The organism is Nocardia elegans NBRC 108235 (assembly GCF_001612845.1).
GTDB classification, from domain to species: domain Bacteria; phylum Actinomycetota; class Actinomycetes; order Mycobacteriales; family Mycobacteriaceae; genus Nocardia; species Nocardia nova.
The window spans coordinates 61,939-87,960 of record NZ_BDBF01000001.1; the positions used below are offsets into that span (position 1 = coordinate 61,939).

Sequence of the window (26,022 nt, forward strand, 5' to 3'; positions counted from 1 at the left end):
CGTCTCGCGGGTGTGCCGACGGTCCGCGGCCGTCGCCGGTTGCTACGAAGACTCCGAAACGCCACTGTCGTGCGGGCGTACTCCGGTCTCGCCCAGCCCGAACGCCGCCGCCACTCGCCGGTCGAGCAGCGCGGCATCGGGTTCGGCTCCGCCGTTGGCCAATTCGCGAGCCAGATCGATGAGCCGCTGTCCCGCAGCGGTATCCGGATCGGGCAGCGGAAGCCGGGTGACGTACTGCGTGATCCACCGTCGCCGCCCGGCATAGAGCCGATTTCCGCACACGGCGTCGTAGAACCGCAGCCCGAGCGTCGAATTAGCCACGCCCATCAGCAAATAGGCGATCCGCTCGTCGCCGATATCGGCCAGCGACATCCAGTAACAGTCCCCGTTCACCACCGCCCCGCTGCGATCGAGCGCGAAGCGTGGCGCCACACTGATATCCGGGAACACCACCTTCGGTCGGCACCACAGATGCGGCCGCTGCGGCACCCAGATCTCGAACCACTCCCGTCCCGTGCCGGTGAGGTAGTCCCGAGCTGCCAGGGTGTCCTTGTGCTGAGCGAGATAGGCTGCGGCGAGCGGGTATTCGTTCAGATCGATCGGTGTGCGGCACGAACAGGAAGCATCGTAGGGATACAGCACCCGGGTATCGTGGGCGCGTGCGATCCGCCACGGGACGAGATCGTGATGAGTCAGCAGCCCCCGGAGCAGTTCGGGCTCCGGACAGCAGGGCCGATCCTCCCAACGGTCCGAGATGAAGACTCGATCCGCATTCGTCTTGATCCCCACCCTGATTCGCGCGACCTCACCGAACGTGCGCCACGTGCCGGCGGCGATCCGCGCCAACCAGGCATCGGTATCGGGTCGCGACATGCGCCACGGAGTTGCGGGATCGAAAGTGCTGGTGAGTGATTCGACTTCGCACTCCACATCGGCCCATGCGTCGCCACCATCGGCGAGAATTCGCGCGGGCCCGCCGGCCGAACCGCGCCGCGGGTTCCCCGATCCGCCCGGTTCGCCGTGCGCACCGGTCCACAGCGTTCCGGTCTCCACCGCGATGCGGCGACCGCCGTGGTCGACGACGGAGTCGGCCGGGGCGACCACAGCGTCGAACAGGTCGGCAGCGGCCGTCGGCTCCCGCTCGGACTCGTAGGCCGTGACGAACCTGCAGGTCCGCTGCTCGTGCCCGCGCACGGCGATTGTCACCGCGGGCAGGACCGCCGCCTCGAACAGCCGAGTGTCCCCGAGGTCGTAGAGCTCCACCGGCGTCAGTTCCGCATGCAGCAGCGCCCGCAGATTCGCCCCCGCCTTGGTGCTGAGGAATCGGTTGGCGCACAGCAGACCCAGCACCCCACCGGGGCGTAACAACCGCGGAATCGTCGCGACGAACGGATGGGTCAAATCGATACGTCCCGACAGCCCGAACTGCTTGCTCAGCATCTGCGCGGTCGCGCCACCCAGCTGCTGAGTCCGCACATACGGCGGGTTCGTGATCACGGCGTCGAAGTGCGAGTCGGTCAATTCGGTTGCCGCGCAGAGGAAATCCCCCACCCGCCAATCGATGACGACACGATTCGACGGCGGCGCGGTATCCACCCCAGGCGCCGCGCCGAGGTATGCGCCGACCGCGTCCGCCACCCGCGATCCCGCCCACGACTCGGCGGTGCCCTCCTCCGGCCAGACCTGGGACCTGCCCCCGAATCGGCTGTTCCACGACATCCCCCTAGCCTGAGCTTCCCGGACCGCCGCGGCATTCAGGTCGTACCCCACCAGATGCAAGGAGGTATCCGGAAAGCGTTGTGCCGCAACATATGCCACCGCAGACAGCAACTCACCGTCCCCGCAGGCCGGATCGAGCACCGCCAATTCGCTCCCCGGTCGCACATGCGCGAGCATCCGCTCCGCGAGAAACTCCGCCAACCGCGGCGGCGTGTAATGCCGCCCGTGCCGTTTCCGCGCCCCACCCCCGCCCGGCACCCGTCCCGCCCGGCGGTCTGCTGCTGGCTGCTCTCGCCCGCCGCGCATGTCCGCATTGTGCCTGCTGCGAGCGCAAATGTGGGCGAACTCGACGTATCGCGCCGCCCAGGTCAGCCTCTACCCGCGTGCGGCCCCGTCGACAGCCACGCCACCGTTCACCGGCGTTGGACGCGCTCCTCGGGCGGACCGACCGCTCCCCGGTCACGCAGGTAGGTCTCCAGGGCGTCCAGATCGGTCGGGCCGACCGCCGTATCCGTGCCCAGCGTGAACACCGCGAAGCCGTCGCCGCCGGAGGCGAGGAAGTTGTTGGTGGTCACCCGGTAGGTCGCGACCGGATTCACAGGCCCGCCTCCGATGCGGACGGAATCGGCGATCACCTTGTGTCCCGGGGCGGCCTTGTCGTCGTAGGAGTAGGAGATGCCCGCGACGGAGAGCACGGCGGGTTTGCTCTTGTTGTCCCACTGCTGTTCCAGCAGGTCCAGTATCTGGCGGCCGGTGAGGGTGACGGTGACGACCTGATTGCCGAACGGCTGCGTCTCGTAGATGCTGCCGTAGGTGATCGGCCCGGGGCCGATGTCGGCCCGCACGCCACCCGGATTCATGAACGCCGCCACGGCCTGCGCCGAATCGTGGGTGACATCGAGCATCGCATCGGCGATCACCGCACCTAGCGGCGATTCGCCGCCACCGCGATCGCTGCGCGTCAGCGGGGCCGTCGCGGTGCCCACGACCCGTTGCGCGCGCGGCGCCGCCTGGCCGGTGAAGAATGCGATCGACTTGTCCACCGCCGGATCGGTTGCGACATCGCGGGTCACCACCCGGTTGACCGCGTGCGCGGACACCTTCCCGTGGTCGAACCGCAGCGTGACATCGGTGATCAGGCGCCCGTAGGACGCCGCCTGCGTGACCACCTTGCCGTCGAATTCGCAGTTGTAGGCCTGATGGCTGTGCCCGGTGAGCAGCACCTGAACGGCGGGATCCGTGTGCGCCGCGAGCGCCGGCACATCCGGACTGATGTCGGCGCAACCGTTGTAATCGGTGGTCTTCGCCGGTGTTCCCTGGGCGCCGCCGTCGTGCACCAGGGCGACAACGGTTTCCGCACCGGCCTGTTTCATGGCGGGCACGTACCTGTTGATCGCCTCGGCTTCCTCGCCGAAGGTGTAACCGCGAATTCCTTCCGGGAAAACGAGATTCACCGTATCGGGCGTCACCACCCCGACGACACCGACCTTGTGCCCGCCGATCGTCAGCATCGTCCACGGCCGCACTCCGGCCGGAGGCTCACCGCGGGAGTCGGTGAGATTGGCGGCGAGGAAATCGAAGTGTGCTCCCGTGAACAGATCTCCCGGTGAGCACCCATCCAGCGCACAGCCGCCCGCGCGCAACCGTCCCAGCTCCACGACCCCGTGGTCCAGCTCGTGATTGCCCACCGCCGACGCCGCCACCCCGATCTGGTTGAGATAGCCGATCGTCGGCTCGTCGTGGAACAGCGACGACACCAGCGGACTCGCCCCGATATTGTCCCCCGCCGACACCACCGCGCTGTCCGGATACGCCGCCCGCAACCGCTGCAGATGCGTGGCCAGATACGCCGCCCCGCCCGCGATGTACTCGCCCATCTGCCCGTTGCTCGCCTCCGGCGGTTCCAGATTGCCGTGCAGATCGTTGATCCCGAACAGATGGACCTCGCCGGGTTGCGCCGCCGGAAGGTCGCTGGTGGAGACCAGCGGTATCGCGCCCTGATGTGTGGTTTCGCTGCTTCCGCCGCATCCGGACAGCGCGACCAGACTCATCGCGACGGCACCACCGGCCGCCATGCGCCGCAGAACACCCATACCGTCAGACTCTGACATACGGGAACGTCCCCGAAACGACGGTTCGGTGAACTCTGCTGTCGCCCTGCGCCATCGCCGACCCGAGACGGCTGCTCGGCGCGTCAGCCCACGGTGATCGGCAATGTCTCCCAGCCGCGCACGGTCGAGGTCGACGACAAGGTGATGTCGTCCCAGTCGACATCCCACGTCGGGAAGCGGCGCAGCAGCTCCTCCAGCGCCACCCTGCCCTCGAGCCGGGCCAGCGCCGCGCCCAAGCAGAAGTGGGTGCCGAGGCCGAAGGTGCGCAGGTTGCTGATCTTGCGGTGGATGTCGAACCGCTCCGGGTCGTCCCAGCGTTCCTCGTCGCGGTTCGCCGACGCGACGAGCAGCATCATCGCGCTGCCGGCGGGCACGGTGGTCCCGTAGAGCTGGACATCTTTCGTGACGTAGCGGGCGATGGCGTGGCCGGTGGGCTCGAATCGCAGCGTCTCCTCGATCGCGTTCGGGATCAGGCTCGGATCGGCGACGAGTTCGGCGCGCTGTTCGGGGTGGCGGGCGAGCAGCGCACCCAGCCAGCCGATCAGCCTGGCGGTGGTCTCGTTACCGGCCCCCGCGACGACGGAGACATAGGTCAGGATCTCGTCGCGCGTCAGCGTCCGCGTCACGCCCTCGGTGTCGACGAATTCGGCGCGCATCAACTCGGTCATCAGATCGTCGGAGGGATTGTCGGCGCGCCAGTCGATGTATTGGGCGAACTGTTCGGCATCCGGAATCGCCTTGTCGGAGATCTGCATTCCCTGCCCGGGCTCGGTGCGCAGCGCGCTGTCGGCCTTGTCTCGCACGGTCTGCTGATCGGCCTCCGGGATACCGAGCAACATGCCGATCACGCGCATCGGCACCTCGTTCGCGAACGCGGTCATCAGATCGAACCGGTCTTTTCCGGCGAGCCGGTCCAGCGACCGCCGGCACAGGTCGCGGATCTGCGGCTCCAGCGACATCACCCGCCGGGGCGTGAACACCCGCTTGAGCAGCGCGCGGTGGATGTCGTGCGCCGGCGGATCCTCCATCAGCAACGTGCCCGGCGGAATCTCGATCCCCGCCTTGATGATCTCCAGAATCGGCCCCCGCGACGACGAGTACGTCTCCCAGTCCAGCAGTGCGGGATCGATATCCGACGCGCGGGTGAGGGCGTAGAAGTCGTGCTTGTCGTTGTAGTAGAGCGGCGCTTGCGCCCGCATCCGCCGATAGATCGGGTAGGGGTCCTTCGCGATCTCGCGGTCGAACGGGTCCCAGTAGACCGCGTCGGCGCTATCGGGCGCGGGGGCGTCGTCGAGTGCTGTGGCAGGGCGAGGCGTGTCAGGCATACGGATCATTCTCTCTCAATGAGAATGAGAATTCCATAGTCGAGAATATCGATACCGTTCGTGGGTGCCGCTGGGCCGCCGCGGGGCCCGCCGCGCGCCCGACGGGCAGCGCCCGCCCGTACCGGACCCCGGTCGACGCCTTCCGAACGGCACCGCCGTTCCGGCGAGAAGTTCCTGGTAGCCCCGAGCTGTCATTGTTGCCGATTCGGTGGCATCCGACGAAGCCCGGAACGCAACCCCACTACCGGGTGTCCAGCCGGGGAGGTCCGCACGGCCCGCACCTCGACAGGCAACGCCGACGATGCGGAACGTCGAGCCGACCGGTCCGCGTACACCCTCAGCGACTCCGAGTCGACATTCCGTCCGGTCGGAATTTGTTATCTTATCTCACTTTTCGACCCTCCATCGGCCGCCGAGCAGCCCACCAGCCATTACCGCCCGAAAGCCGTTGTAGCGCAGTGTTATCACGCGACTTTCGGTGGAAGCACTCGGTTAACGTTGATGTGTTACAACGCTTCTGGAGGTCGAACCGGCCATGCTGATAATCAACGGCGACATCACCAAACCGAAGGCCCAACAGCAGGTCGTCGAATGGCTCGCGAACTACGTCACCCAACCCGGAATCGCCGTCTCCGGCGTCTACATCCCGAGGCTGGACGGCGGGAGCACCGAAGCCGATCTTCTGGTTTTCACTCCGCACGCGGCGGCCGTCATCGAGGTCGACGCTCTGCGCAAGAAGACCCGCGGACCACTGTCGTATTCGATGAACGAGCGGTGGTCCGCACCCGGCATCCACGGCGACCCGGTCCAACTCCGCGGCGACGACCCCAACCCGCTGCACCAAGTGCGCAGGCCCGTCTCCGCCCTGAGAACCTTCGTCGCCGAACTGACACGCGGCCCGGAACCGTTCGTAGACGGCCTGATCCTGCTCATCCCCAAGTCGGGCAACACGGTCACCCTCGACAGGGGTCCGATGCCCGCCGGGTTCACCGTCCTGCTCGGCGACAGCGCCTCCCAGCTCTACTCGTGGTTCGGCCGAACCGCCCAGCATCGCGACCGAACACCGTGGACCGCGGAGCTGGTCGTCACCGCGCTGACAGCCCTGCGAGTCGATCGCACCCGCGACGCCGAAAGCCGCCGCCGGCTCTACGCGGAACTGGTGGCGGAGGGATTCCCGACCGAGGTGTCGGCGGTGCCGAGAGAAGGAGACGGGAGCTCAACTACCTCGGCGTCCCCTGACGCCCCGGTCGCCCAGCCGGAAAAGGCAGACCAAGCCCGACTGAATCCACAGGTGGCCCCGACAGATTCACACCTCCCGCCATCGCAGCACGCCCCACACAACGCCGCCCCACCGGCCGCGTCGCCGGACCAAGCCCCGCCAACCTCACCGGTTTCCTACGCCGCGGCCCGCCCCTCGACCCCACCGGCTTCGCACACCGACGCCAGTCCCGCACCGGCGCCGAGAGTGGACCCGATACCGGCTCCCGCGTCCACATCCGACCCGGCCGCCCACGCTCCAACCGCGGCGTCCCCAGCAGCCACAACGACGCATCCCTCGAACTCCGCTCCGATCCCCCGGTCGGCACCTCCCCGGAGAATGGACGAGCACACGCGCACCCCTTCTCGGTCGGACATCAACGCCCACACCACGCCGATCACTTCTCACCAAACCAAGGCACCGGACCCCAACTGGCAGGAGCCAGCCACAGACTCCGCCCGAACCCAACCCCCAGCACGCCACCGCCTCCGCACCGCACTCCTCGGCATCGCCGCCGCACTGATCCTCATCTGCGGCATCGGCTACATGGCCGGCAAAGACCACCCTCGCGCACAATCCGACTCCCAACCGGCACCATCCCAGGTCCGCCCGCCCGAGAGGACAACGACGCCCGCCCCGCCGCCCACCGAACCCCCAGGCACACAGCACCATTCGGCAATGCCTACGGAGGGGGCAACCTGCTATCCGTTCCAAGCAGGCTGCTGACCGTTCCGTCGCGAACTCGTCATAACGGTGGCTCGCGCAGCGGCACGCAGGCGAGGGTCTCGAAGATCGAGCGAGGCGAGGTGTCCGGCATCGACCCGATCCGAGCGTATGTCTCGGCTCTGGGCGGATCGGTCGACCTTGTCGTCACCCTCGGCGACCGTACCTGGAAGGTCGCCTGAAACCTCTCGCCTCGCTCGACTACTTCGCGTCGACAGCACCTACTCGAAGCCGGGCGGCGGGGTGAATCCGCCGAACTCCTGCTCGAGCAATTCGGCGAATCGCAAGGTCGTCGGGTCTTCGAGATAGGGGCCGATGATCTGCATGCCGAAGGGCAGCCCCTCCGGTGAGCGTCCGATCGGAGCTGCGGTGGCCGGGAGCCCGAGCAGGGTGGCGATACTCGCCCATATCAGGTTGTGGTTGTACGGGTAGGCGGTGCCGTCGATTTCGAGCGTGCGAGTGTCCATTGCCGAATGGTCGTGGGGGAAAGCGGGTGTCGGCGTGATCGGGCACAGCACCACGTCGAATTCGTCGAACAGCTGTCGCCACCTGTCGGCCAGGCCGATGCGGACGCGGTCGGCCTTCATCCAATCGCCGTGGCTGGCGACGAATGCTCGTTGGATGACCGCCTCGAGGGTGTCGGTCTCCGGCGGTATCTCGGCTACGACAGCTTGGATCGCACGGATGGCGTCGGGCGGCGCATCGGCGCCGAATTGCGACATCAGCAGTGTGAAATAGGTTTTCGCCGTCAGCGTGAGGTCGGGCAGTAGCGCACTCTGCCGCGCGACCGAGGTACCGGCCTTCTCGAGTCCCTGCGCGATCCGTTCGAAACCGTCGCGAATCACGGTGGCGGTCGGCACCAGCGGATGGCTGTCGATGATCAGCACGCGGAATTGTGCGAGTTCCTCGCCGCGCGGCGGTGACAGCTCGAGCTTGTAGGCGACCGCTTCCACGTCGTCAGGCCCTGCCAAGAGCCGTGTCGCCAAGGTCAGGTCGGCGGCACTGCGAGTCATCGGCCCGACTACGGGAAGGTCCATCGGTGCCGCCAGCGCCGGGGTCCGTGGCGGTACGTGTCCGCGCCCCGGCAACAGTGTGCGGGACGGTTTGTGCGAGTAGACGCCGCAGAAATGTGCCGGAACCCGCAAGGAGCCGCCGATATCGGAGCCGAGCGCGAGCGAGACGTACCCCGCCGCGAGCGCGGCGGCCGAACCTCCGGACGAGCCACCGGGCGAACGGGTCAGATCCCAAGGATTGTTGGTCGTGCCGTAGATGTCGTTGTAGGACTGCCAATCACGCAGGAAGAACGGCACATTCGTTTTGCCGACGACAACGCCGCCCGCTGCCTTGACGCGCGAGACCAGCACCGCGTCCTCGGCCGGCTCCCACCCCTTCGCGTCGGGCAGACCCCACGTGGTCGGCAGTCCGGCGATATTGAACGATTCCTTCACCGCGACCGGAACACCGAGTAGCGGCGCATCCTCGCCCCGCGCCAATGCCGCATCGGCCTGTTTCGCCGCGACGCGAGCGCGCTCGAAATCCCGCACCACAACGGCATTGACCTTCTCGTCGAACTTCTCGATCCGCGCAATGCTCAGTTCAAGCAGTTCGGTCGCCGAGATGGTCTTGGCCTGCAACGCGGCTACCTGTTCCCGCAGCGTCGCAAACTCCGGTCCGGGCATCAGTTCTCCTTGCATCTCCGGGTGCGTGGCACCCGGTGTTCGTGGCCGAGGCATCGGTCCGGATCCGCCGTGACAGACGCGATCCTATACAACCGCGAGCAGACGAGACTTATTCCCACAGAAGGCAATTCGCACTTATGCGGGGCATGGGCAGGCACTTTCTGTCAACCTCGGAAGCCACGGCAATGTCCGCGGACGGTCAGTTCGAACCGATGCTCGGCGGAGCACGGTAGCCGGTGAACCATCCGTGATTTCGAGCAACAGAAGCCACTCCTCCGCAGGCGCGCTCAACTAGGCTGCCGATCATGCCCACTGTGAACCCGCGCTCCATCCGGATCGGTGTGCAGATCGCCCCGCAACATGTCGACTACCCGGCTATCCGCAGCGCCGCCGCCCAGGCCGAAGACATCGGCGTAGACATCATCTTCAACTGGGACCACTTCCTGCCGATCTCCGGCGACGAGCACGGCAAGCACTTCGAATGCTGGACCATGCTGGCCGCCTGGGCCGAGCAGACATCGCGTGTGCACCTGGGCCCGATGGTCACCTCCATCAGCTTCCGCAACCCGGACCTGGTCGCCGACATGGCCCGCACCATCGACCACATCAGCGGCGGCAGAATGCTTCTCGGCATCGGCGCCGGCGCGATGGAACGCGACTTCGCCGAATACGGCTACGATTTCGGCACCCCCGCCGGCCGCCTGCAGACACTCGCCGACGCACTCCCCCGAATCGAACAGCGCTTCGCCAAGCTGAACCCACCACCGACCCGCAGGATCCCCGTACTGATCGGCGGAGGCGGCGAGCGGAAAACGCTGCGCCTGGTAGCCGAGCACGCCGACATCTGGCACTGGTTCTCCTCCGGCGCCGAATTCGCCCGTAAGAAGCAGATATTGATCAAACACTGCGCGGAGATCGGCCGCGATCCGCGGGAAATCGAACTGTCGGCAGGAGTACAGGGCGACCCCGAGGTAGTCGGAGCCGAACTCCTGGAACAGGGCGTGACGACGTTCACGCTGGAAGTGCACGGCCCCGACTTCGACATGTCGACGGTTCGCGCCTGGGTCCAGTGGCGTGACGATCTCACTGTTCGACCGTGACAGCGAAATAAGACGCACAACTTCGTTGTCCTCTACGTCCAGGCCCTCACGCATAACTCGGATCGTTGTCCTCACGGAATCCCTGGACCGTCGCGTCGATGAGGCGTTGCAGGTGGTTCTGGATGATGGATGTGTCGGCAGGGTCGGCGCGGAGGTCGTGTTTGGTGTGGCGGACGAGGTAGCGGCCGTCCGAGTAGTCCATGATGTGGAAGTCGCGGGCGGGGGTGGGGCGACGGTCCCAGGCGGGGCCGGGGCAGACGGCCACGTGGAGGACGGTGCTGCGGGGGCGTTCGAAGAAGCGGGCGGCCTCGTCGCGTGGTGAGCGGGGGGCTTCGTCGTGGAATGCGGTGTAGGGGCGGTCGTCGTCGGTGAGGTCGGCGCGGTTGACCTGTAGGGCAGGGCGGGTGCCTCGGGGATGGCCGGGGATGGCGGCGAGCAGGTGGCGGGTGAGGTTCTCGGCGCGCAGGAGCGACATCCGCACGGTCCCACCGGATTCCGGGTCGGATGAGGGTTGCTGAGTGATCAGGACCGCCTGCCGGTAGTGCACGGCCGCGTGGATGCGGACGCGATGACGCGGATCGCCCATCTGCTCGAGATCGCCCGAACCGTTCGACGCGGCGGCGAATCCGGCGATCTCGATCCGCGATTCCGGGCCGTGGAGAATGCGCACCGCGGCTTCGGCGTTGTCGTCGATGCGGCCGGCGAGGTCGGCGGCCTCGGATTTCCACTGGGCTTCCAGCTCGTCCGAGGTCTCGGCGGTGGAGCGAAACTGCAAGGGATACGGCAGGACGTCGTGTCCGGCGGCACGCCACAGGACGGTGAAGCCGAGCGCGCTGAAAGTCCAACCTGCCATGGGCTATTCACCCAGGACCGGCGGGACGGTCTTCTGCCGCTGCTCCTCGGAGAGGCCGGTTAGTTCGTCACCGTTGTCCCGCGACACCAGCTCCTCGCTGATCTTGGACTTGTGGGTTTTCTCGTCCTCTTTCTTCGACTTGGCGCCGGGCGGCATCATGCCGGGCATACCGCTCATCCCGGCGGCGCCCCTGCCCCCTCCGGCGGACAAGCCGCGAGCTGTCCCCTGGCCCTGGGCACCCGAACCGGGCACCGACGTCCCGCGACCGGCCGAATTCCCGGATCCGCCATAGGTTCCGGTGACGCCGGGGCCACCCGAGCCGTACGGGAGCCCGGTGCGCGGGTCGATTCCGCCAGGTGTCAGCGAAGAAGGGGTGGTCTGCGCCCCCGCCGCCGACGGATCCCAACCAGCCGGGGTAGCGCTCGCCGAAGTGGTGTTCGCGGGATTCTGCGTCGAGTTGCTCAGTGTGGACGGGGCGACAGCGCTCGGTGTGGTGCCATCGCCGGGACCTTGATCGGGACTCGGCGGTTTGGGCTGGTCGGTATCGCCGGGGCCGTGGCCATCGTCCGGGCCTTTCGAAGGTGGGCCGACCGACGGTACTCCCGGCGGCTTCCATTCCGTGTTGTCGTCCGGCGTATTCACGGGATTGTACGGTCGAGGCGCCAGAGGCACCTGTGTGTCACTCTCGCGCACGGCCGGGTAGAACACATTGTTGATCAAATGTTCGTTCGCCGCGTTGGCCTGAGTTTTGCGGTGGTCGTTGAGCTTCCACGTCGGCCCCGGCACCCAACCGGCAAGATCGCTGGTCCAACTCGTGTGCGGGGTCGGCTGCGCGGCAGGTTTGGTGATCTCGACCGCCGACCGCACCAACTTCACCTTCTCGCTGACCAACTGGGCGGAGCTCACCAGATCTTTCTCTTTGTCGGTGAAACTCTTGATGCCCTCGGCAGTCTTCTGCGCCGCGGCCCCCTGCCACTTCTCCTGAATGGCCTTCTGGATCTGCGGCCCGAAAGTGTTGTGCCCGTTCTCGATTTTGTTCCGCAGTCCCTCCCAGAAGTTGTGCAACGTCACGACGGTGCTCGGCTGCATCTTCTGAATGCGGTCGTACAGATTGTCGATATTCTGCGGATTCTTGTACGCGTCCTGGGCGACCTGCGGGTTCTGGTATTGCCCTCCGAATCCGCCGTCCACGATCTGATTGATCCGGTTGCGCGCGGCGGTCGCGTCGGGACTCTGATCGCCCTGCGCATTCGCGAAGGAGTCGGGCGGACCGCCCTTGTGCTGCTCCCAGAGGGCGGCAACCAGCGGGACGAGTGGAAGTACCATGTGCTCCCCCGGTCAGTGGTTCTCGGAGCCGGCGATGGTGCCGGCGTTCTGCTGGTCGTGGTCGACGAGGCGGTCGACGGAGTGCTTGATGGTGTCGCGGATGAGTTGAAGCACTTCGATGTGGTCGCGGAAGGCCGTGTCGAAGTCGCCCTCACCGCCGATAGCTTTGGCGCCCAACATCTTTGCCAGCTGGTCTGCTGCGGGGAAATCGCCCAGGCCGGTAACCGTCTTCATGTCCTGCAACATGCCGCGGCACTCGCGATACACATTCAGTTGGTCCTCGCACGCCTCGAGGCAGTCTCGAGCGACCGATGGGTCCAGATTCAAGCGCCCCGCTTTGGATTCCTCGGCCAAATGCTGCCACAGGGTCACATCATCACTGTGAGCCATAGTCGTTCCCCTCTCTGCAGATCAACGCGGCAAAGCACCCACGACGGCGGTCGCGGCCGCAGTCGCGCGGTCGCAAGGGGCCTCACGGCTGCTGGGGTCTTGCCGCAGCACGCTCACAATGAATGAGCCGTGATCGCCCGGGAACTGGACGAAACACTGGTCACCCGACGAATCGTCCATCGGTTCGTACTTCACGCCGCTTCGCCCGCCGATGGTCACCGGCTGGAAATCGGCGCCCGCCTCCTTTTTCCGGTAGTCGTCGACGGTGTAGACCGTCGACCACACGTTCACCGAGTAGGTCCACGGGTTGTCGTGCCATGTGCACTTCTTGAAGCCTTCGACGCTCGACTGCCCTGCGATGTCGGACTTCCGAGTGGATGGGTCGACCTTCATCTGCGCCACTGCGGATGAGTCCAGCGTGCACGGGTCCCACAACGCCGCAGTCGCCCCCTTCGGATCACTCGTCTCCGGCGATGCCGTCCCCGAAGTCGACGAGGAACACCCGGTCCCCACCGCCAACACCACCGCAGCCGCCAGCACAGCCGTAGCCGCCTTACGTATCACCGATGCCTCCCGTTGATCCCCGCGCACACATCCTCCTGGAGTCTAGGACGCACGCGACGGCCACTCGGTTCCCCTTATTGATCATCACAAGGGACAGGGAAGTCCGGTGCACGCCCAGCCGGACAGCAGAAGACCGCCCCCATTGACCCCGATTAGTTTTGTTGCAAAACTGCTCACTCATGAGGATCGTGATCGTCGGCGCCGGTATCGGCGGCCTCGCCGCGGCCCTGAGCCTGCATGCGGCCGGGTTCCGGGATATCGCCGTGTACGAGCGCGCCGACGCGTTGCGGCCGCTCGGTGTCGGGATCAATCTGCTTCCGCATGCCGTGCGTGAGCTGACCGAACTCGGGCTCGGCGAGCGGGTGGCCGCATTGGGCGTCGCGCCACGAAATCTGGCCTACTACAACAGGTTCGGCCAGGAGATCTGGTGCGAGCCGCGCGGCCTCGATGCCGGATACCACTGGCCGCAACTGTCGGTGCACCGCGGCAGGTTGCAGATGGAGTTGCTCGACGCCGTGCGCGAAAGGCTGGGCGCGCAGACCGTTCGCACCGGACATCGCCTCCTTGCCGCGACCCCCGACGGCGGCGCCCACTTCGCCACGGCGACAAGAGAATTGACCGTAGACGCCGATCTGATCATCGGCGCCGACGGCATCCATTCGGCCCTGCGCCACCAGCGTCGACCGGACGAGGGCCCGCCCGTGTGGAACGGGCTGACACTGTGGCGCGGGACGGCCGAACTGCCCGGCTTCCTCGACGGCCGCACGATGATCATGGCCGGTGACGCCGAGCAGAAGTTCGTCGCATATCCGATCCGCGACGCCATCAATTTCATCGCCGAGCGCCGGACCGTCGGATTCGGCGGGCAAAGCGCCGACTGGAACCGCGCGGTCGCACCGGCGCAGATCGTGGAGCTGTTCCGGGAGTGGCGCTTCTCGTGGCTCGATGTTCCCGAATTGCTCTGTGCCGCAGACGAAATTCTCGAATATCCGATGGTCGACCGCGATCCGCTCGACCGGTGGACCTATGGGCGGACCACCCTGCTCGGCGACGCGGCGCATCCGATGTATCCGAACGGTTCGAACGGGGCATCGCAAGCCATCCTCGATGCTCGCACCCTCGCGTTCCACCTCGCCACCGCCCGCACCCCGGACGAGGCTCTCGCGGCCTACGAGCAGGCTCGCCGCCCCGCCACGTCAGCCCTGGTGCACAGCAACCGCAAGCAGGGCCCCGAGCAGGTCATGGTTCTGGCCCACGAACGGGCGCCGAACGGGTTCGCCCATATCCACGACGTGATCTCTCCCGAGGAGCTCGCCGCCATCGCGACCGGGTACAAGAAGGCCGCCGGATTCCATCCAGACACCCTCAACACCCGGCGGTCACTGACCCCACCGTCTAGCGAGGGAAACATCTCGTGACCGATCTCGATCCCGCACGCCTGGCGTCGGTCATCTCACCGCTGCGCCGAAGCCTGCTCTCCGCAGCCCGTGCCGCCGAACATCTTCCGGAGATTCCGGACGCGCAGATCGAAATCGTCCGCGCCCTGCCTCCGGGCACCGTCAGCACCTCGAGTGAAGTGGCCGAACGGCTAGGGCTGAGCCGCCCCACGGTCAGCAACCTGCTCACCGCGATGGAGGCGAGCGGCTTGATCGAACGCCGTCCCCGGCCCGGCGACCGCCGCCACGTCGAGATCGCGACCACCGCGCGGGCCCACGATCTGTTCGCCCGCTTCGACCAGGCCAGCGGCGCCCTCATCACCGCCGCGGCGGCGACTCTCGCTCCCGAGGACCGGGCCGCGCTGGCCACCGCGCTCCCCGCGCTCGAACGCCTGCGCGAGGCTCTCCACCGACTCCAGACCGCGGAGGAAACCGAATGAGCACGCCCCGCCAGCGCCTTTCGCGGTGGATCCAAGCCCGAATCATCAAGGGACTCGTCCCCGGCCCGTACGACATCACCATCCGAAAGAACCTGCGCGTCCCGATGGACGACGGTGTCGAGTTGCTCGCCGACCTGATCACACCGATCGGCGACACGGATCCGCGGCTGCCCACGATCGTGATCCGCGGCCCGTACGGACGCAGCGGCCCCGTCGCGGGCCATGCTCGCGCCCTGGCCCGCGAGGGTTTTCCGGTGCTGTTCCAGAGCTGCCGCGGAACCTGGGGATCCCGCGGTGTGTTCACCCCGCAGATCGATGAGCAGCGCGACGGTATCGCCACCCACCGCTGGGTTCGCGAACAAGACTGGTGCACAGGGCGGGTGGTCACTTTCGGCCCCAGCTATATGGGCTTCACGCAGTGGGCGGTGGCCGGCAAGCTGCAGAAAGAAGACCCGGACATCGCGCCCGATGCGTTGTGCCTGATCGTGACGATGCCCGATTTCGGCGCCATCACCTGGGACAACGCGGCGTTCGCGCTGCGCAACGCACTCGGCTGGACGCAGATGATGGACCGGATGATCCACCGGCAGCTGCTCGCCCTGGTGCTGGGCCAGCTGCGTCCGGATCGCAAGCTGCGCAAGGCATTCGACGTACTCCCCCTGTCGGGCGGCGATGTGGCCGCGAACGGTCGCCGGGTGCACTGGTACCAGGACTGGGTCGCTCACGAACGGCTCACCGACGAGTATTGGACCCAGCAGTCGCATACCGCCTCGGTTCCCGATGTCGCCGCGCCGGTGTACATGATCACCGGCTGGTACGACATCTTCCTGCCCTGGCAGCTGCGCAATTACGCGCAGCTCGCCGAAGCCGGACGGCCCCCGCGCCTCACCGTCGGCCCCTGGGGACATCTCACCCGAGATATGGGCGCGCCGACGATTCGCGAGACCGTCGAGTTCCTGAAGGAGCATTTCGCCGATGCTCCGAACATGCGGGTCGCACCCGTGCGCGCGTATCTCACCGGCGCCGAACAATGGCACGACCTGCACAGCTGGCCACCGCCCGGCACGACGAGCGAGACGCTGTATCTGCACGCGCCGCGCAAGCTCGGCCCGGGTCTCCCGGAGGGCGGCATCACCAGCTACGTCTACGACCCCGCCGATCCCACGCCCGCTGTCGGCGGCCCCAGCCTGGGTCCGACCTCGGCCCCGGTCGACAACGCCACACACGAGCGCCGCCCCGACGTCACCGTATTCCGCGGCGAGCCGCTCGCCAGCCCGGTCACGGTCGCCGGAGAACCGGTGGCGCGCATCAGCTTTCGCTCGTCACAACCCAGCGCCGACATCTTCGTCCGGATCTGCGATCTCCACCCCGACGGACGGTCGATGACGGTGTGCGACGGTATCCGCCGCATCGGCAGTATCGCCACGGCCGCGACCGATCCGGCTCCGGACGCCGACGGTTTCCGGGATATCGAGGTGCGGCTGTGGCCCACCTTCCATCGGTTCGCGGCCGGCCACCGCATCAGCGTGCAGATCAGCTCCGGCGCCCACCCGCGGTACGCCCGCAATCCCGGATCCGGCGAGCCGGCCGCCACCGCAGCAACCGTTCACATTGCGAAGCAGGAGATTTCGCACGCCGCGACGTCTGCGTCGCGGATCGAACTGCCGGTGTGGTCGTCGTGAGCGCCCCGGCAGTTCCCGGGCTGGAGGCGGCGTTCCAGGTGGAGGCACGCCTCGGGCCGCCGGAAGACCACGGCACGACCCGCGCCGGACACCGCCGCGTCGTGCCGATCATCGGCGGCCGGGTCAGCGGCCTGTTCGACGCCGACATACTGCCCGGCGGCGCGGACTGGCAGCTGATCCGACCCGACGGCGTCATAGAAATCGACACCCGCTACTCGGCGCGCACCGCGGACGGCACGCATATCTATCTCCGGACCTCCGGCATCCGCAGCGGAGCGCCGGAAGTACTGGAGGCGTTGTTGCGGGGAGATCCGGTCGATCCATCGAACTACTATTTCCGTCTGGTCGTGCAGTTGGAGACGGCGGATCCGCGGCTCGCGGAGGTGGAACACTCCCTCTTCGTCGCATCGGCGATTCGAGAAGCAAACACGGTCCGCTACACCGCCTACCGTCTCACCTGATCGGAACTCCCTAGACCAGATGCAGCCGAGGTGACGGCGGGAAAGTGACCGGCAGGGCCGTCATCGAACGATGGAACGGCCCAGGCCGCCAACTGATCTCACTGTGGTCGACAGCGAGACGGATTTCCGGCAGTGCGTCGAGCAGCTGATCGATCGCGTCCTGTACCACCAGATACGCCACCGAACGGGCCGGGCACGCATGCGGGCCCGCACCCCAGGCCAGATGCGAGCGATTACCGGTGCGATCGCCGCCCGCGATCTCAGGATCGTTATTGCAGGCAGCCAGACTGATAATTACCGGTTGATTAGCGGGCAGCCAGGTGTTGTCGATCAGAATCGGCTGGCGAGGGTAGGTCATACAGAAGTTGGCCAGCGGCGGATCGGTGAACAGCACCTCGTCGAGCGCATCGCGAGTCGACAGGCTGCCGCCGAGGATGTCGCCGCCGAAACGCTCGTCGGTGATCATCAGCAGCAGGGTGTTGGAAATCAGATTCTGTTGCGGTTCGATGCCCCCGCCATAGAAGACGATCAGGTTGCGAACCATCTCCTCGTCGTTGAGCTTGGCCGGATGGTGGGCCAGATGCGAGGTGACATCGTCTGCGGGCGCGGCGCGGCGAAGCTGAACCTGCTCCATCAGCGCCTGACTCATATGGTCCATACCCCATGCGGCGTTCACCGTGTCGAAGATCGCCGCCATCCCGGTGGCCACGCGCCGGCCCAGGTCCGCCGAACAGCCGACCATACGGTTCAGCACCTCGAACGCCAGCGGAAACGCGTATTGCGACACCAGATCCGCCGAACCCGCCTCACAGAACTCGTTGATCAGCGGGATAGCGATCTTCTCGACGGTGCTGTGCAATTCGTGCAGGTCGACCCTGTCGAAGGCGGCCGTGAACGCCTGCCGATACCGCGCATGCGCACTGCCCGCGCTGCGGATGACGTTCGGGTACCACTCCATGATCGGCCGCACCGGGCAATCCGCGGGAACGGTCCGCTCCCACGCCCGCGGGTCGGCCGGGAAATGGTCGGGATCGTTGAGGATCTGCAACGCGGTGTGATAGCCGATGACCAGCGTCGCGGGCACACCGGGCGCCAGCTCGATCGGCACCATGGAGCCATAGCGACGGCGCATCGCTTCATAGGCGCGATGGGGGTCGGCGACGAATTCCGGTGTGTCCAGCACGATTCGGGGGCCGTCGGTGTCGAACGGGGTGCCGGCCTGCTGGACAGGGTGGCCGGTGGCCGCGGACAGGTCAGAAGGTGGGGTTGACAAAGGGAGTGACTCCAGAGAATGAACCAACAAGCGCGGCAGGGGATTCGTCATCTGTTGTTAGCTAACAACGTAACCTCATGCTTGTGGTGAGAATAGGTGCTACGGCAGCCCTCCAGCTAGCGTTTGCGTAAAACGGACAGCCTGCCGGGTGAGGTAAGGGGCGCATCAAAATTCTCGCCACAACGACAACAGGACGTCTCGTCGCTCGGGACGGCGCAGGCAGCCCGGGTTGAGTGACGGGGCGAGCCCCGCTGCGGCGAGGTGCGCAGCAGCATCGCTCACCAGCACGGGTTCCAGTTCGGGGCGGTATCGCAGGTGGCAGCCGACGGCGCCGCGACTGCGAGGGATCAGGCGCCCCTCCGAGACGACGACGTGCGGTGGCGAGATCCATTCTTCGCCTTCATCTTCGTACCGAAACAGCACGATGTCATCTACATGGTAGTGCTGGTCGAGCTTCGAGAGGCGCAACCATTCCAGCTGATAGGTGGCGGCAGGAACGGATCTGCGCACCCTGCGACGGTTGCGCTTCTCGAATTCGCTTTCAGTGTCGGATGAATACCAGTATTCGACGTCCAGTATGAACAGTCTGCCCAGAGACTGTAGGGGCGACTGTTGCGTCGGGACGGGCTCCGAGGCCACCCCGATCAGGGGTGATGGTTTGCCCCGGTCCCATTCCGTCTGCGCCCAGTCGATGAACGAATCGTCGACGAGGTCGAGACCGCGGCTCCTCTGCTCCGCGACGAATGCGTGTACCTGCCTTATTAATTCGCGATAGTCACTGATGACGACCGCTTCGTCGATAGTGGTGGAATGGTGAGAGGCGTTGGCGGAGCCGATAACTGCCACAGTTTGTGTCGCCGCCACCTTGGCGTGCAGTCTTGGTGACGAGTAGATTTCGACGCCGCGGCCGAGCAGATCTCGCAGCGACTCGGGGGACGTGGCGTGGGCGCGCAACGCCGAGCTTCCGGCATTGACAATCAGGATGTCCTCACCTCGTAGCGGGAGCAGTTCATTCGCGGTGTCTCCAAGGTAGGCAATCGCTGCAGAGCGTGGGCCCGGTGTGGGTAGGGCGCGGGTGATTTCCGGCCACGGGTCGGTCCTCCAAAACTGGTGGCTGCACCACCACGGCGCCCCGGTCGACGCAGGCGCCACACGGCTGATTGCCCGAATCACTGTCTTGAACGACCGAGCTGCCGAGCATGGCATGACTCGGCGCTACACCGCCTGGGAAATCGACCACGCCATCTGGTCGGCCGGACGTCAGCTCCCACCCGGCCGTGAAGCGCCGGCGACTTCCGCTTCTACCCGCCGCCGCTCACCATGCCGACGTACCGGCAAGCCGGTGCGCAGAAACCGGTTACGAGGCGTGTGGAAGATTGCGCCGCAGCAGGTCTTGCGCCACCAGGACAGTCAGGCGTTTGCCCTCCGCGGGCGGCATCTCGGTGAGCCAGAGAAACCCTTGGTCCTTGCCTGCCAACCCGATGTTCAGGATCAGATTCCCACGACGGACAACCAGGCCTACCGTCGTCGCCGCACCGGGTGCACCGGTCGGCGAAAAAAATGCCTCGTCACCGATTCCCGCGACACCGCTGCCATTGCCGAGACCGAGCACTGTGGGGAACTCTTCGTCGAAAGCGAAGGTGTGCTTCGCGCGACCGATACCGTCCGCCCCATCGTAGCGACTGATGGCGTACGAAAGGCGACGCAGATCGACACCATCAACCCCTTCGACTTGTCCCCACCCGCACACGGCCGTGAAATCTGGCGCCTCCACGCCGGAATCCGCGGCACGACCTTCGGCACGGCCACGCTCGAAATTGTGCGTCTGCGTCTGCGCCAGTGTCGATTCATCGAGCTGACACTCGGGACGCGGAACAACTCCGGAAGATTCGGAGCCTTTCGGTTGGTGGGTGCTGTGATATCTGATTCCCACAGCAACCGACCCTGCAACGACCAGAATTACCGCGAACGATGCGATGATCTTTGCTCGGTAACCCCGGCGAGGACGATCGGTTACGGTGACCGACAGCTGGTTCATCGGATCTCGCCCTCGTGGAGATCAGAAACACGTACCGCAAGTACGGTCGCAACGGCGCGCAGCCAACGAGCCACGAGATCGTCGGTTTCCACGGACCTCCCGACGCCCGCCGCTGCCACCAACCACTGCTTGATCAGCGCGGTCTGCTCCGGCGCCGGCAGCGGCTCAGCCAATTCGAGGGCGCGGTGCGTTCCACCTGCCTGCACGAAGTCAGCCAAGTAGGCGACCGACTTGGGAAGTGTTCCGACATGATCCAGCGATACCGCGGCACCGACGGCGCCGATGCCGAACAGATCGCGGCGCGCGACGTCGTTGTCACCTGACAGACCGGCAGCAAGCATTCCGGGAATATCGAAAGCCGCCAGTTGGGCGTCGGAAAACGATTCCAGTCCGCTCGTCATCATCGACTCCTTCACAAGCTAGTGCGGTAGCAGAACACCGCCGACATTCGGGGGAAGAGCGGTCTGCGGCTTCTGATCCGGGCCGGGAAGGTCGTTCACATGGCCGTTGATGAATGCGTCTTCGCTGATCCAGCCGGTATTGCCCCACGGATTGTAGATTTCCAGCTGGTCACCTTTGTGACCGATGACCAGCATTTGATGACCCCCGTTGCCGTTCACCTGGAATGGCACCGGCTGCCCTTGATCGACGGCACGTTCGATGTCGGGCAGCACGTTGCGTCTGTCACCGGCATTCCCGAGATCGTGAAGGTCGTAGGTCTGACCGGTGTAGCGGCCTATATCCTCGTTCGCGATAGTGCGACCCTCGTCGGGATACATGCCATCCGCTCCGAACAGTTGGTGAGCCTTGTCGATAAGGCTCCCTTCGTCGCGACCGTGGTCGTACGTGGTCGCCTGCTCGTCACGGAGGCGGCGCAGGAATGCGTCCTTACTTGTCGACGCGGGATCGTCCGGCTTGTTCCCGGTGGTCAGGGATAGCGCATAGGCGGGATCCACCATCGCCCGGGCCATCACGGTCGATGACGCGACACAGGTCGGATATGCGCCCTGGGTCCACGAACCGGCATTCGGCTTCCCGCTGCTGTCGAATGTGCCGTCCTGGTATTCGACGGACGCGGATTGTGTTTGTGTCACGATCGGTGTCAGCTTCTGCTCCAGCCATTTCGGATCGTCGCCGTGGCCGTGAATCAGTTCCCCGAACTTCGACACCTCGTCGACACTGTGCCCCGCGGCCAGGGTTTTCATCAGGTAGGCCCGCTCCTGGGGCGACTTCGCGTGCGTGAGCAGATCTTCCATGCGTTTGCGGTCGGCGTCGCTGAGCCCGTCGAGACGTTGCGCCGCGCGCTGGGCCTCGGATTCGGACAGGATCAGATTGTCGTTGTGGGCACCGTCGGGAATGGCACTTTCCGCCAGCACAAGTTTGTCGGAATTATCCAGGTTGCCGGTGTTCATCGCATGTGCGCGGGCCTGGTCGGTCAGTGCTTCCAGATCCCGCACCGCCACCCGCGAGGCCTCGGCTGCCGCGAGATAGGCCGCGGCCAGCCCCTCTCCGGCTGATCTGCCCAAACTGCGCGCGGTTTCGTACTCTTTGTGATCGCACGCGTCGACAGCACGCCGCAGTGGATCCTGCGCGTCCCCGAACTTGCGGTGCGCGTCGGCGAATCCTGCGGACAGATTCGCCAGAATCTTCTTGGCCTTATCGAATACCTGACCGCTTTCTTTGATGTCCTCGGTCACCGCGACCATGACATCACCGGCGAGATCACCGGTGCGGCCGACCCACACCTCCGGCAGGTCTCGCTGGGTCGCGTTTTCCATATCGAACGCGACCTGATCGATGGGGCCGCATGCTTTTCCGAAGGCGTCCGCAATCAACTGGACCGCGTCGCTGTCGCCTTTGGGCGCCGGCACGCCGGCCAGGCTCGCAATGGCAGCAGGCACCACGAGCGGAGCCGTGCTCAAATTGCTCATCTCCAGCCGGCCGAGGGCCGTTCCGATGGTGTCGAGTTCGGACAAGTGCGGTCGACCTCAATTCGTGTGCGGGGTCGGCTGCGGGGGCAGCTCTGTCGGCGGGAGGTCACCCGACCCCGACGAGACGCCTGGCTGACCTGCTGTCGTCACACCCGGCTGAGTGCCACCCGGCTGGACTGTCGGCGCGACGGACTGGAAATTGTGTGACCAATGCACATCGGTCTGCTGGTAGTGGACTGCCGTGTCGCTGAACTTGCGGTTGAGTTCGTCCAGCGCGCCGGCATTGATCGATAATTCGTCGGTCCACGCACCGAGAAACGTTCGATAGGCGTCCAGGGCGCCCGTATCCCCGAAGACGTTGTCGTCGCTCTCACCGAGAGCGGTGAGCGACTTCGATATGGCACGAAGATCATTCGCTCGCTGCACGGCGAAGTCGGCCAATCGCTGAATACCCGCCAGATCAGCGGTCAGCCAGTTCGCATCCCCCATATCCGATCCCCCCGCTCAGTCCTGCATCGCGGAAGACTATCAGCAAGAACAAGATTCGCGCGATCCGCGGTGGAGGTTTGCCGCTCGCACGTCGGTTGGTCGGCAGCCCGGCTGAGCGGCATCTCGCGGTGTACCTGCATGGCCGGTCGGCGACGAACCGCAGCATCACGATCAGTCCACCTCGTCGGCGGCCGACAGTGCGGCACTCGCGGCCAGCCGTGACAGGCAGTCGGGGAAGCAGTCGCGATGGACTTCCCAGAGTCGCCGCGCGCAGTCGGGTTCGAGCTGAGTGGGTTCCCAGGTGCAGTCGTTCAGCGGGAATGCATGCACGGCGAGGGATTCGGCCACTCCCCTACGCCAAAGCCGAGCGGGTGCGGTGGTCGCGAGGTCGAAGTCGGCGATGATGCGTTCGAGTTGGTCGTCCACGTGCGCCAGGTCGGTGACGATGATCGCTTCCGCACCCAAGCCCGCCGCGATGGCGAGGGCGTAACCGACCGGATCGTGGGTGCCGCCGGGCAGCCGGATGGTGAAGAGCCAGCGGTAACCGAGATAGTTTGCTTGGCATTGAATCTCGAGGTCATGGGCAGCGGCATCACGGCCCGAGATCTCGACCCGCACCAGTCCGAGCGCAGCTGGTCGCACTGTCGCCACCGGGCCGGCGATCGATGAACCGCGTGGGCTGGTGCAACTCATCGCGAGCACTCTTTTCCGCTCCGGTCGCGGCGTTCGGTGATCGTCGGGCAGCCCGACAATGCAGCAATGTCGGCCCAGAATTCGTGCTGAATGAGGTCCCACAGCCGAGACCACCTCGGATAGCGCTCACGTGCGTCGGCCAGATCCGTACCCGCTCCGAATTCGACGATCCGCCCCGAGACCACACCCGTGTCGTATACCGCCGACACCTCGATCCATCCACGGGGACCGCGCCGTACCCGCCACGTGGCCCGCAGCCCGCCGACCTCACTGAATCGCTCACCGCCCATGGGCCTGCCTTCGCAGTCGTGGGTGCAACGGCGCAGCGGCAATTCCGCTATCGGACAGCATGATTCCGCGCTCATTCACCCGGTCTGCTGCGGTGACGGCGGGCGGGGTCATCTTCCCGGCCGCCACCAACCGGGTGAGAGCATTGGACTTGCGCGCACACTCCAGCGCCGAGCACCCCCGGTGCTGCTGCATGATCCGCACGGCCTCGTCCACCGACAGCGTGTGATCGGGAAAAGCATGGGCCCGTGCATCGTTCATGCACACTCGCGCCCACGTCTGCGGCGGGCAGACGGTCTCCAGATCGCAGATCTCACACACCCGCGCCGGCGAATGATCGACCGCCTCGAGATCGAACACGACCACCGCCGCGACGGTCATCCCGCAGACGACATCGAGGAGATACCCGATCGGATCGTCGAGATGATCGGGCGGACATACCGTGTACACGTACCGGTACCCCAGCATGTCGGCGTGCCGACGCATGGCAACGATATGACGTGAAGCCTCAAGTCTCGCAACGTCATTGCGTAGAAATCCGACGACTCTCGGCCTGCCGTCGCCGGAAACCTCGCAGTCGAACGGCGGGCACGATTGCGGCCTCGATAGCGCAGACATTGGCAAACCTCGCTGGAGTGACGGACATTCGGAGCGCGGCACCCGGCCCCCGACTTCCCGTCGACCACCGCGATGACGGGTTCGGTGATCGGCGAGGGCTCCCTGCACGCGCCGGGTGCCGCGCATCCACAACGACAGCACCGCCCCTGACCAGGAACAACCTGGCCACGGAAATCCGTTGGAGAAGCACCGAATCCGCAGGATCATTTCCGTCGGCTATGGCAAACTGATTCCGCTCCCTGCTGTCCACTGTTCCGTCTACCGAGGGGTAACCAGAAGAGATGGCCGAGGAAGACAGCACCCTGCCGCGCCGCCAATTGGGCCGGCTGCTGCGCCAGTATCGCGAGGAGATCGGGTTCACGATGGCGCAGGCCGCCCGGCTGGTGGAGGTTGGTACGACTACGTTGCATCGGCTCGAGAGGGGGACTGCGGATAAGGTTCGAGTGCGGATCGTGCAGCATTTGTGTGAGATATACGAGCGTTCGTCGTCCGAGACGGCGACGTTGAAGCATTTGGCCGAACAGGCCGCGGTGAAGAACTGGTATCACGAGTACAGCGACCTGCTGCCGGGCAACTTCGACAACTACGTCGAGCTGGAAAGTGCTGCAAGACATCTCGTTTCGTATCAGGAACTTGTTCCCGGCTTACTCCAAACCGAGGCATACGCGCATACCGTGATGCGCAGCTTCGTTCCGAAGGAGTCGGAAACGACGCTCCAACAACACGTTGCCCTGCGAATGAAGCGGCAACTCATTGTCAAGAGACGCGCGGAGCCGGTTACGCTCGACGTCGTTTTGCACGAATCCGCCCTTCGACGAGTTGTCGGCGGCCCGAAGGTCATGGGTTCCCAACTCCGCCATCTGGCCGATGCGAGCACGCGCCCCAACGTGCAGTTGCAGGTGCTCCCGTTCAGCGCAGGCTTGCCGATGGGCCTGGTCCCAGGACCATTCGTCATATTGAACTTCGGCCTGAACGGCAAGGGCAAGCCGGTAGAACCGACGGTTGTCTACGTGGAAAGCGTTCTCACGACGGCCATCTACCTGGAAAAGCAGGCTGACGTCGATCGCTACTGTGAGGTATCAGCAGCCCTACACGACGCGGCGCTCGACCCGGTGAACAGCAGGATGCTGCTACGGAAGATCGCGAAGGAGTACGAACAGTGGATGTGAATCTCACTGGCGCAGAATGGTTCAAGAGCAGCCACAGTCAGGGGACATCGGAGTGCGTGGAGGTCGCGTGGCTGGCCGACGGCGCGGTCGGTGTCCGTGACTCCAAGCACCCGACCGGCCCAGCGCTTATCTTCGCGCCAGCCGATTGGGACGCCTTCACCTCCTCCGTAAAGCACGACAGGCTCACCGATCCCATTGCATAGGCACCCCGGTGCGCTCGTCGGCGGCTACCGCTCAGCATCTTGAATCCGATTCGCCGAGCGGTGGTCGCGACGAACTCAATGCAGACATCTGCCCCTGGGTTTAGTTGATCAGGTGGCGAATGAGCGAGAGGTGCAGCGCGCCAAGGGGAAAGTGTGGCGCTGAAACGGAAGGCGGGCCACCGGGATAGAGACCGAAGACGGTTCACACGTCTGGTTCGGTCTGGACTCCCTCGGCGAGCACAAGAATTTCGGC

Annotated in this window: 25 protein-coding genes; 8 read left to right on the plus strand and 17 right to left on the minus strand. The window is 65.7% G+C overall.

The features are described from left to right. Positions 1-42: 42 nt before the first annotated feature. The 3 genes from NE2_RS00305 to NE2_RS00315 form a co-directional block, all read right to left on the minus strand. A complete protein-coding gene (locus NE2_RS00305; protein ID WP_233429593.1) occupies positions 43-2,025 on the minus strand; it encodes an Eco57I restriction-modification methylase domain-containing protein in 1,983 nt (660 codons plus the stop codon). Between the two features lie 107 nt (positions 2,026-2,132). After that, a complete protein-coding gene (locus tag NE2_RS00310; RefSeq protein WP_233429594.1) occupies positions 2,133-3,812 on the minus strand; it encodes a bifunctional metallophosphatase/5'-nucleotidase in 1,680 nt (559 codons plus the stop codon). Positions 3,813-3,913: 101 nt separating this feature from the next. Continuing rightward, a complete protein-coding gene (locus NE2_RS00315) occupies positions 3,914-5,155 on the minus strand; it encodes a cytochrome P450 (RefSeq protein ID WP_063023274.1) in 1,242 nt (413 codons plus the stop codon). A gap of 535 nt (positions 5,156-5,690) precedes the next feature. Here NE2_RS00315 and NE2_RS00320 point away from each other — a divergent pair. Beyond that, complete coding sequence (locus tag NE2_RS00320) at positions 5,691-7,139, plus strand: nuclease-related domain-containing protein (RefSeq protein WP_063022778.1); 1,449 nt, start codon at positions 5,691-5,693, stop codon at positions 7,137-7,139. A gap of 218 nt (positions 7,140-7,357) precedes the next feature. On the opposite strand, the gene NE2_RS00330 is transcribed toward NE2_RS00320, so the two are convergent. Continuing rightward, complete coding sequence (locus tag NE2_RS00330) at positions 7,358-8,815, minus strand: amidase (RefSeq protein WP_063023276.1); 1,458 nt, start codon at positions 8,813-8,815, stop codon at positions 7,358-7,360. 305 nt (positions 8,816-9,120) lie between these two features. Between NE2_RS00330 and NE2_RS00335 the strand changes: the two genes are divergently transcribed. Then, on the plus strand, positions 9,121-9,915 hold the full coding sequence (locus NE2_RS00335) for an LLM class F420-dependent oxidoreductase (protein ID WP_063022781.1): 795 nt from the start codon (positions 9,121-9,123) through the stop codon (positions 9,913-9,915). Positions 9,916-9,961: 46 nt separating this feature from the next. Here NE2_RS00335 and NE2_RS00340 read toward each other — a convergent pair whose 3' ends face one another. Genes NE2_RS00340 through NE2_RS00355 form a run of 4 tightly spaced genes read right to left on the minus strand, consistent with a single transcriptional unit; the run spans position 9,962 to position 13,075 of the window. Then, positions 9,962-10,768: an ESX secretion-associated protein EspG gene (locus NE2_RS00340; RefSeq protein WP_063022783.1), complete on the minus strand. Its 807-nt coding sequence runs from the start codon at positions 10,766-10,768 to the stop codon at positions 9,962-9,964. A 3-nt stretch (positions 10,769-10,771) separates the two neighbouring features. Continuing rightward, positions 10,772-12,094: a hypothetical protein gene (locus tag NE2_RS00345; protein WP_063022785.1), complete on the minus strand. Its 1,323-nt coding sequence runs from the start codon at positions 12,092-12,094 to the stop codon at positions 10,772-10,774. A 12-nt stretch (positions 12,095-12,106) separates the two neighbouring features. After that, positions 12,107-12,466 carry a hypothetical protein gene (locus NE2_RS00350; RefSeq protein WP_106958438.1) on the minus strand — a complete coding sequence of 120 codons (360 nt, stop codon included), beginning with the start codon at positions 12,464-12,466 and terminating at the stop codon, positions 12,107-12,109. 39 nt (positions 12,467-12,505) lie between these two features. Next, positions 12,506-13,075 (minus strand): DUF3558 domain-containing protein, encoded by a 570-nt coding sequence (locus NE2_RS00355; RefSeq protein WP_084493656.1) that lies wholly within the window; start codon positions 13,073-13,075, stop codon positions 12,506-12,508. A gap of 152 nt (positions 13,076-13,227) precedes the next feature. Here NE2_RS00355 and NE2_RS00360 point away from each other — a divergent pair, with 152 nt between their 5' ends. From NE2_RS00360 to NE2_RS00375, 4 genes are read left to right on the plus strand one after another with little or no spacing between them, the layout of a single operon-like run. Continuing rightward, the gene (locus NE2_RS00360; protein WP_063022791.1) at positions 13,228-14,466 is read left to right on the plus strand and encodes a flavin-dependent oxidoreductase; all 1,239 of its coding nucleotides are present in this window, start codon (positions 13,228-13,230) and stop codon (positions 14,464-14,466) included. Continuing rightward, a complete protein-coding gene (locus NE2_RS00365) occupies positions 14,463-14,924 on the plus strand; it encodes a MarR family winged helix-turn-helix transcriptional regulator (RefSeq protein ID WP_063022793.1) in 462 nt (153 codons plus the stop codon). The genes NE2_RS00360 and NE2_RS00365 overlap by 4 nt, the downstream gene beginning before the upstream one ends. After that, complete coding sequence (locus NE2_RS00370; protein WP_063022795.1) at positions 14,921-16,606, plus strand: CocE/NonD family hydrolase; 1,686 nt, start codon at positions 14,921-14,923, stop codon at positions 16,604-16,606. Before NE2_RS00365 ends, NE2_RS00370 begins: the two co-directional genes overlap by 4 nt. Next, complete coding sequence (locus NE2_RS00375; protein ID WP_063023278.1) at positions 16,603-17,067, plus strand: DUF3237 domain-containing protein; 465 nt, start codon at positions 16,603-16,605, stop codon at positions 17,065-17,067. The genes NE2_RS00370 and NE2_RS00375 overlap by 4 nt, the downstream gene beginning before the upstream one ends. 10 nt (positions 17,068-17,077) lie before the next feature. Here NE2_RS00375 and NE2_RS00380 read toward each other — a convergent pair whose 3' ends face one another. The 9 genes from NE2_RS00380 to NE2_RS00420 all read right to left on the minus strand — a co-directional run bounded on the left by NE2_RS00380 (position 17,078) and on the right by NE2_RS00420 (position 24,265). Beyond that, positions 17,078-18,340, minus strand: a complete 1,263-nt coding sequence (locus NE2_RS00380) for a cytochrome P450 family protein (RefSeq protein WP_063023280.1) — start codon at positions 18,338-18,340, stop codon at positions 17,078-17,080. A gap of 165 nt (positions 18,341-18,505) precedes the next feature. After that, positions 18,506-19,492 carry a phospholipase D family protein gene (locus NE2_RS00385; RefSeq protein WP_146165212.1) on the minus strand — a complete coding sequence of 329 codons (987 nt, stop codon included), beginning with the start codon at positions 19,490-19,492 and terminating at the stop codon, positions 18,506-18,508. 205 nt (positions 19,493-19,697) lie between these two features. Then, a complete protein-coding gene (locus NE2_RS00390; protein ID WP_146165211.1) occupies positions 19,698-20,378 on the minus strand; it encodes a hypothetical protein in 681 nt (226 codons plus the stop codon). Further along, positions 20,375-20,782, minus strand: a complete 408-nt coding sequence (locus NE2_RS00395; RefSeq protein ID WP_063909237.1) for a hypothetical protein — start codon at positions 20,780-20,782, stop codon at positions 20,375-20,377. Before NE2_RS00395 ends, NE2_RS00390 begins: the two co-directional genes overlap by 4 nt. Before the next feature lie 15 nt (positions 20,783-20,797). Then, entirely contained in the window at positions 20,798-22,354 is a 1,557-nt protein-coding gene (locus tag NE2_RS00400; RefSeq protein ID WP_063022803.1) for a hypothetical protein, read from the minus strand. 12 nt (positions 22,355-22,366) lie between these two features. Then, entirely contained in the window at positions 22,367-22,798 is a 432-nt protein-coding gene (locus NE2_RS00405; protein WP_063022805.1) for a hypothetical protein, read from the minus strand. Between the two features lie 171 nt (positions 22,799-22,969). Beyond that, positions 22,970-23,491, minus strand: a complete 522-nt coding sequence (locus tag NE2_RS00410) for a hypothetical protein (protein ID WP_218018540.1) — start codon at positions 23,489-23,491, stop codon at positions 22,970-22,972. Then, positions 23,488-23,781, minus strand: a complete 294-nt coding sequence (locus tag NE2_RS00415; protein WP_063022809.1) for a hypothetical protein — start codon at positions 23,779-23,781, stop codon at positions 23,488-23,490. The genes NE2_RS00410 and NE2_RS00415 overlap by 4 nt, the downstream gene beginning before the upstream one ends. Continuing rightward, on the minus strand, positions 23,771-24,265 hold the full coding sequence (locus NE2_RS00420) for a hypothetical protein (RefSeq protein ID WP_063022811.1): 495 nt from the start codon (positions 24,263-24,265) through the stop codon (positions 23,771-23,773). Before NE2_RS00420 ends, NE2_RS00415 begins: the two co-directional genes overlap by 11 nt. 413 nt (positions 24,266-24,678) lie before the next feature. Between NE2_RS00420 and NE2_RS00425 the strand changes: the two genes are divergently transcribed. Both NE2_RS00425 and NE2_RS00430 read left to right on the plus strand, forming a co-directional pair. Then, positions 24,679-25,566 (plus strand): helix-turn-helix domain-containing protein, encoded by an 888-nt coding sequence (locus NE2_RS00425; protein ID WP_063022813.1) that lies wholly within the window; start codon positions 24,679-24,681, stop codon positions 25,564-25,566. Further along, positions 25,557-25,769, plus strand: coding sequence for a DUF397 domain-containing protein (locus tag NE2_RS00430; protein ID WP_063022815.1), 213 nt, complete (start codon positions 25,557-25,559; stop codon positions 25,767-25,769). Before NE2_RS00425 ends, NE2_RS00430 begins: the two co-directional genes overlap by 10 nt. Positions 25,770-26,022: the final 253 nt, after the last annotated feature.

Excerpts from the sequence above, each read along its gene's own strand:
- NE2_RS00305 (WP_233429593.1), bottom strand. The coding sequence starts at position 2,025 with ATGCGCGGCGGGCGAGAGCAGCCAGCAGCAGACCGCCGGGCGGGACGG.
- NE2_RS00310 (WP_233429594.1), bottom strand. The coding sequence starts at position 3,812 with ATGGGTGTTCTGCGGCGCATGGCGGCCGGTGGTGCCGTCGCGATGAGT.
- NE2_RS00315 (WP_063023274.1), bottom strand. The coding sequence starts at position 5,155 with ATGCCTGACACGCCTCGCCCTGCCACAGCACTCGACGACGCCCCCGCG.
- NE2_RS00320 (WP_063022778.1), top strand. The coding sequence starts at position 5,691 with ATGCTGATAATCAACGGCGACATCACCAAACCGAAGGCCCAACAGCAG.
- NE2_RS00330 (WP_063023276.1), bottom strand. The coding sequence starts at position 8,815 with ATGCCCGGACCGGAGTTTGCGACGCTGCGGGAACAGGTAGCCGCGTTG.
- NE2_RS00335 (WP_063022781.1), top strand. The coding sequence starts at position 9,121 with ATGCCCACTGTGAACCCGCGCTCCATCCGGATCGGTGTGCAGATCGCC.
- NE2_RS00340 (WP_063022783.1), bottom strand. The coding sequence starts at position 10,768 with ATGGCAGGTTGGACTTTCAGCGCGCTCGGCTTCACCGTCCTGTGGCGT.
- NE2_RS00345 (WP_063022785.1), bottom strand. The coding sequence starts at position 12,094 with ATGGTACTTCCACTCGTCCCGCTGGTTGCCGCCCTCTGGGAGCAGCAC.
- NE2_RS00360 (WP_063022791.1), top strand. The coding sequence starts at position 13,228 with ATGAGGATCGTGATCGTCGGCGCCGGTATCGGCGGCCTCGCCGCGGCC.
- NE2_RS00370 (WP_063022795.1), top strand. The coding sequence starts at position 14,921 with ATGAGCACGCCCCGCCAGCGCCTTTCGCGGTGGATCCAAGCCCGAATC.
- NE2_RS00390 (WP_146165211.1), bottom strand. The coding sequence starts at position 20,378 with ATGAACCAGCTGTCGGTCACCGTAACCGATCGTCCTCGCCGGGGTTAC.
- NE2_RS00395 (WP_063909237.1), bottom strand. The coding sequence starts at position 20,782 with ATGATGACGAGCGGACTGGAATCGTTTTCCGACGCCCAACTGGCGGCT.
- NE2_RS00405 (WP_063022805.1), bottom strand. The coding sequence starts at position 22,798 with ATGGGGGATGCGAACTGGCTGACCGCTGATCTGGCGGGTATTCAGCGA.
- NE2_RS00410 (WP_218018540.1), bottom strand. The coding sequence starts at position 23,491 with ATGAGTTGCACCAGCCCACGCGGTTCATCGATCGCCGGCCCGGTGGCG.
- NE2_RS00415 (WP_063022809.1), bottom strand. The coding sequence starts at position 23,781 with ATGGGCGGTGAGCGATTCAGTGAGGTCGGCGGGCTGCGGGCCACGTGG.
- NE2_RS00420 (WP_063022811.1), bottom strand. The coding sequence starts at position 24,265 with ATGCGTCGGCACGCCGACATGCTGGGGTACCGGTACGTGTACACGGTA.
- NE2_RS00425 (WP_063022813.1), top strand. The coding sequence starts at position 24,679 with ATGGCCGAGGAAGACAGCACCCTGCCGCGCCGCCAATTGGGCCGGCTG.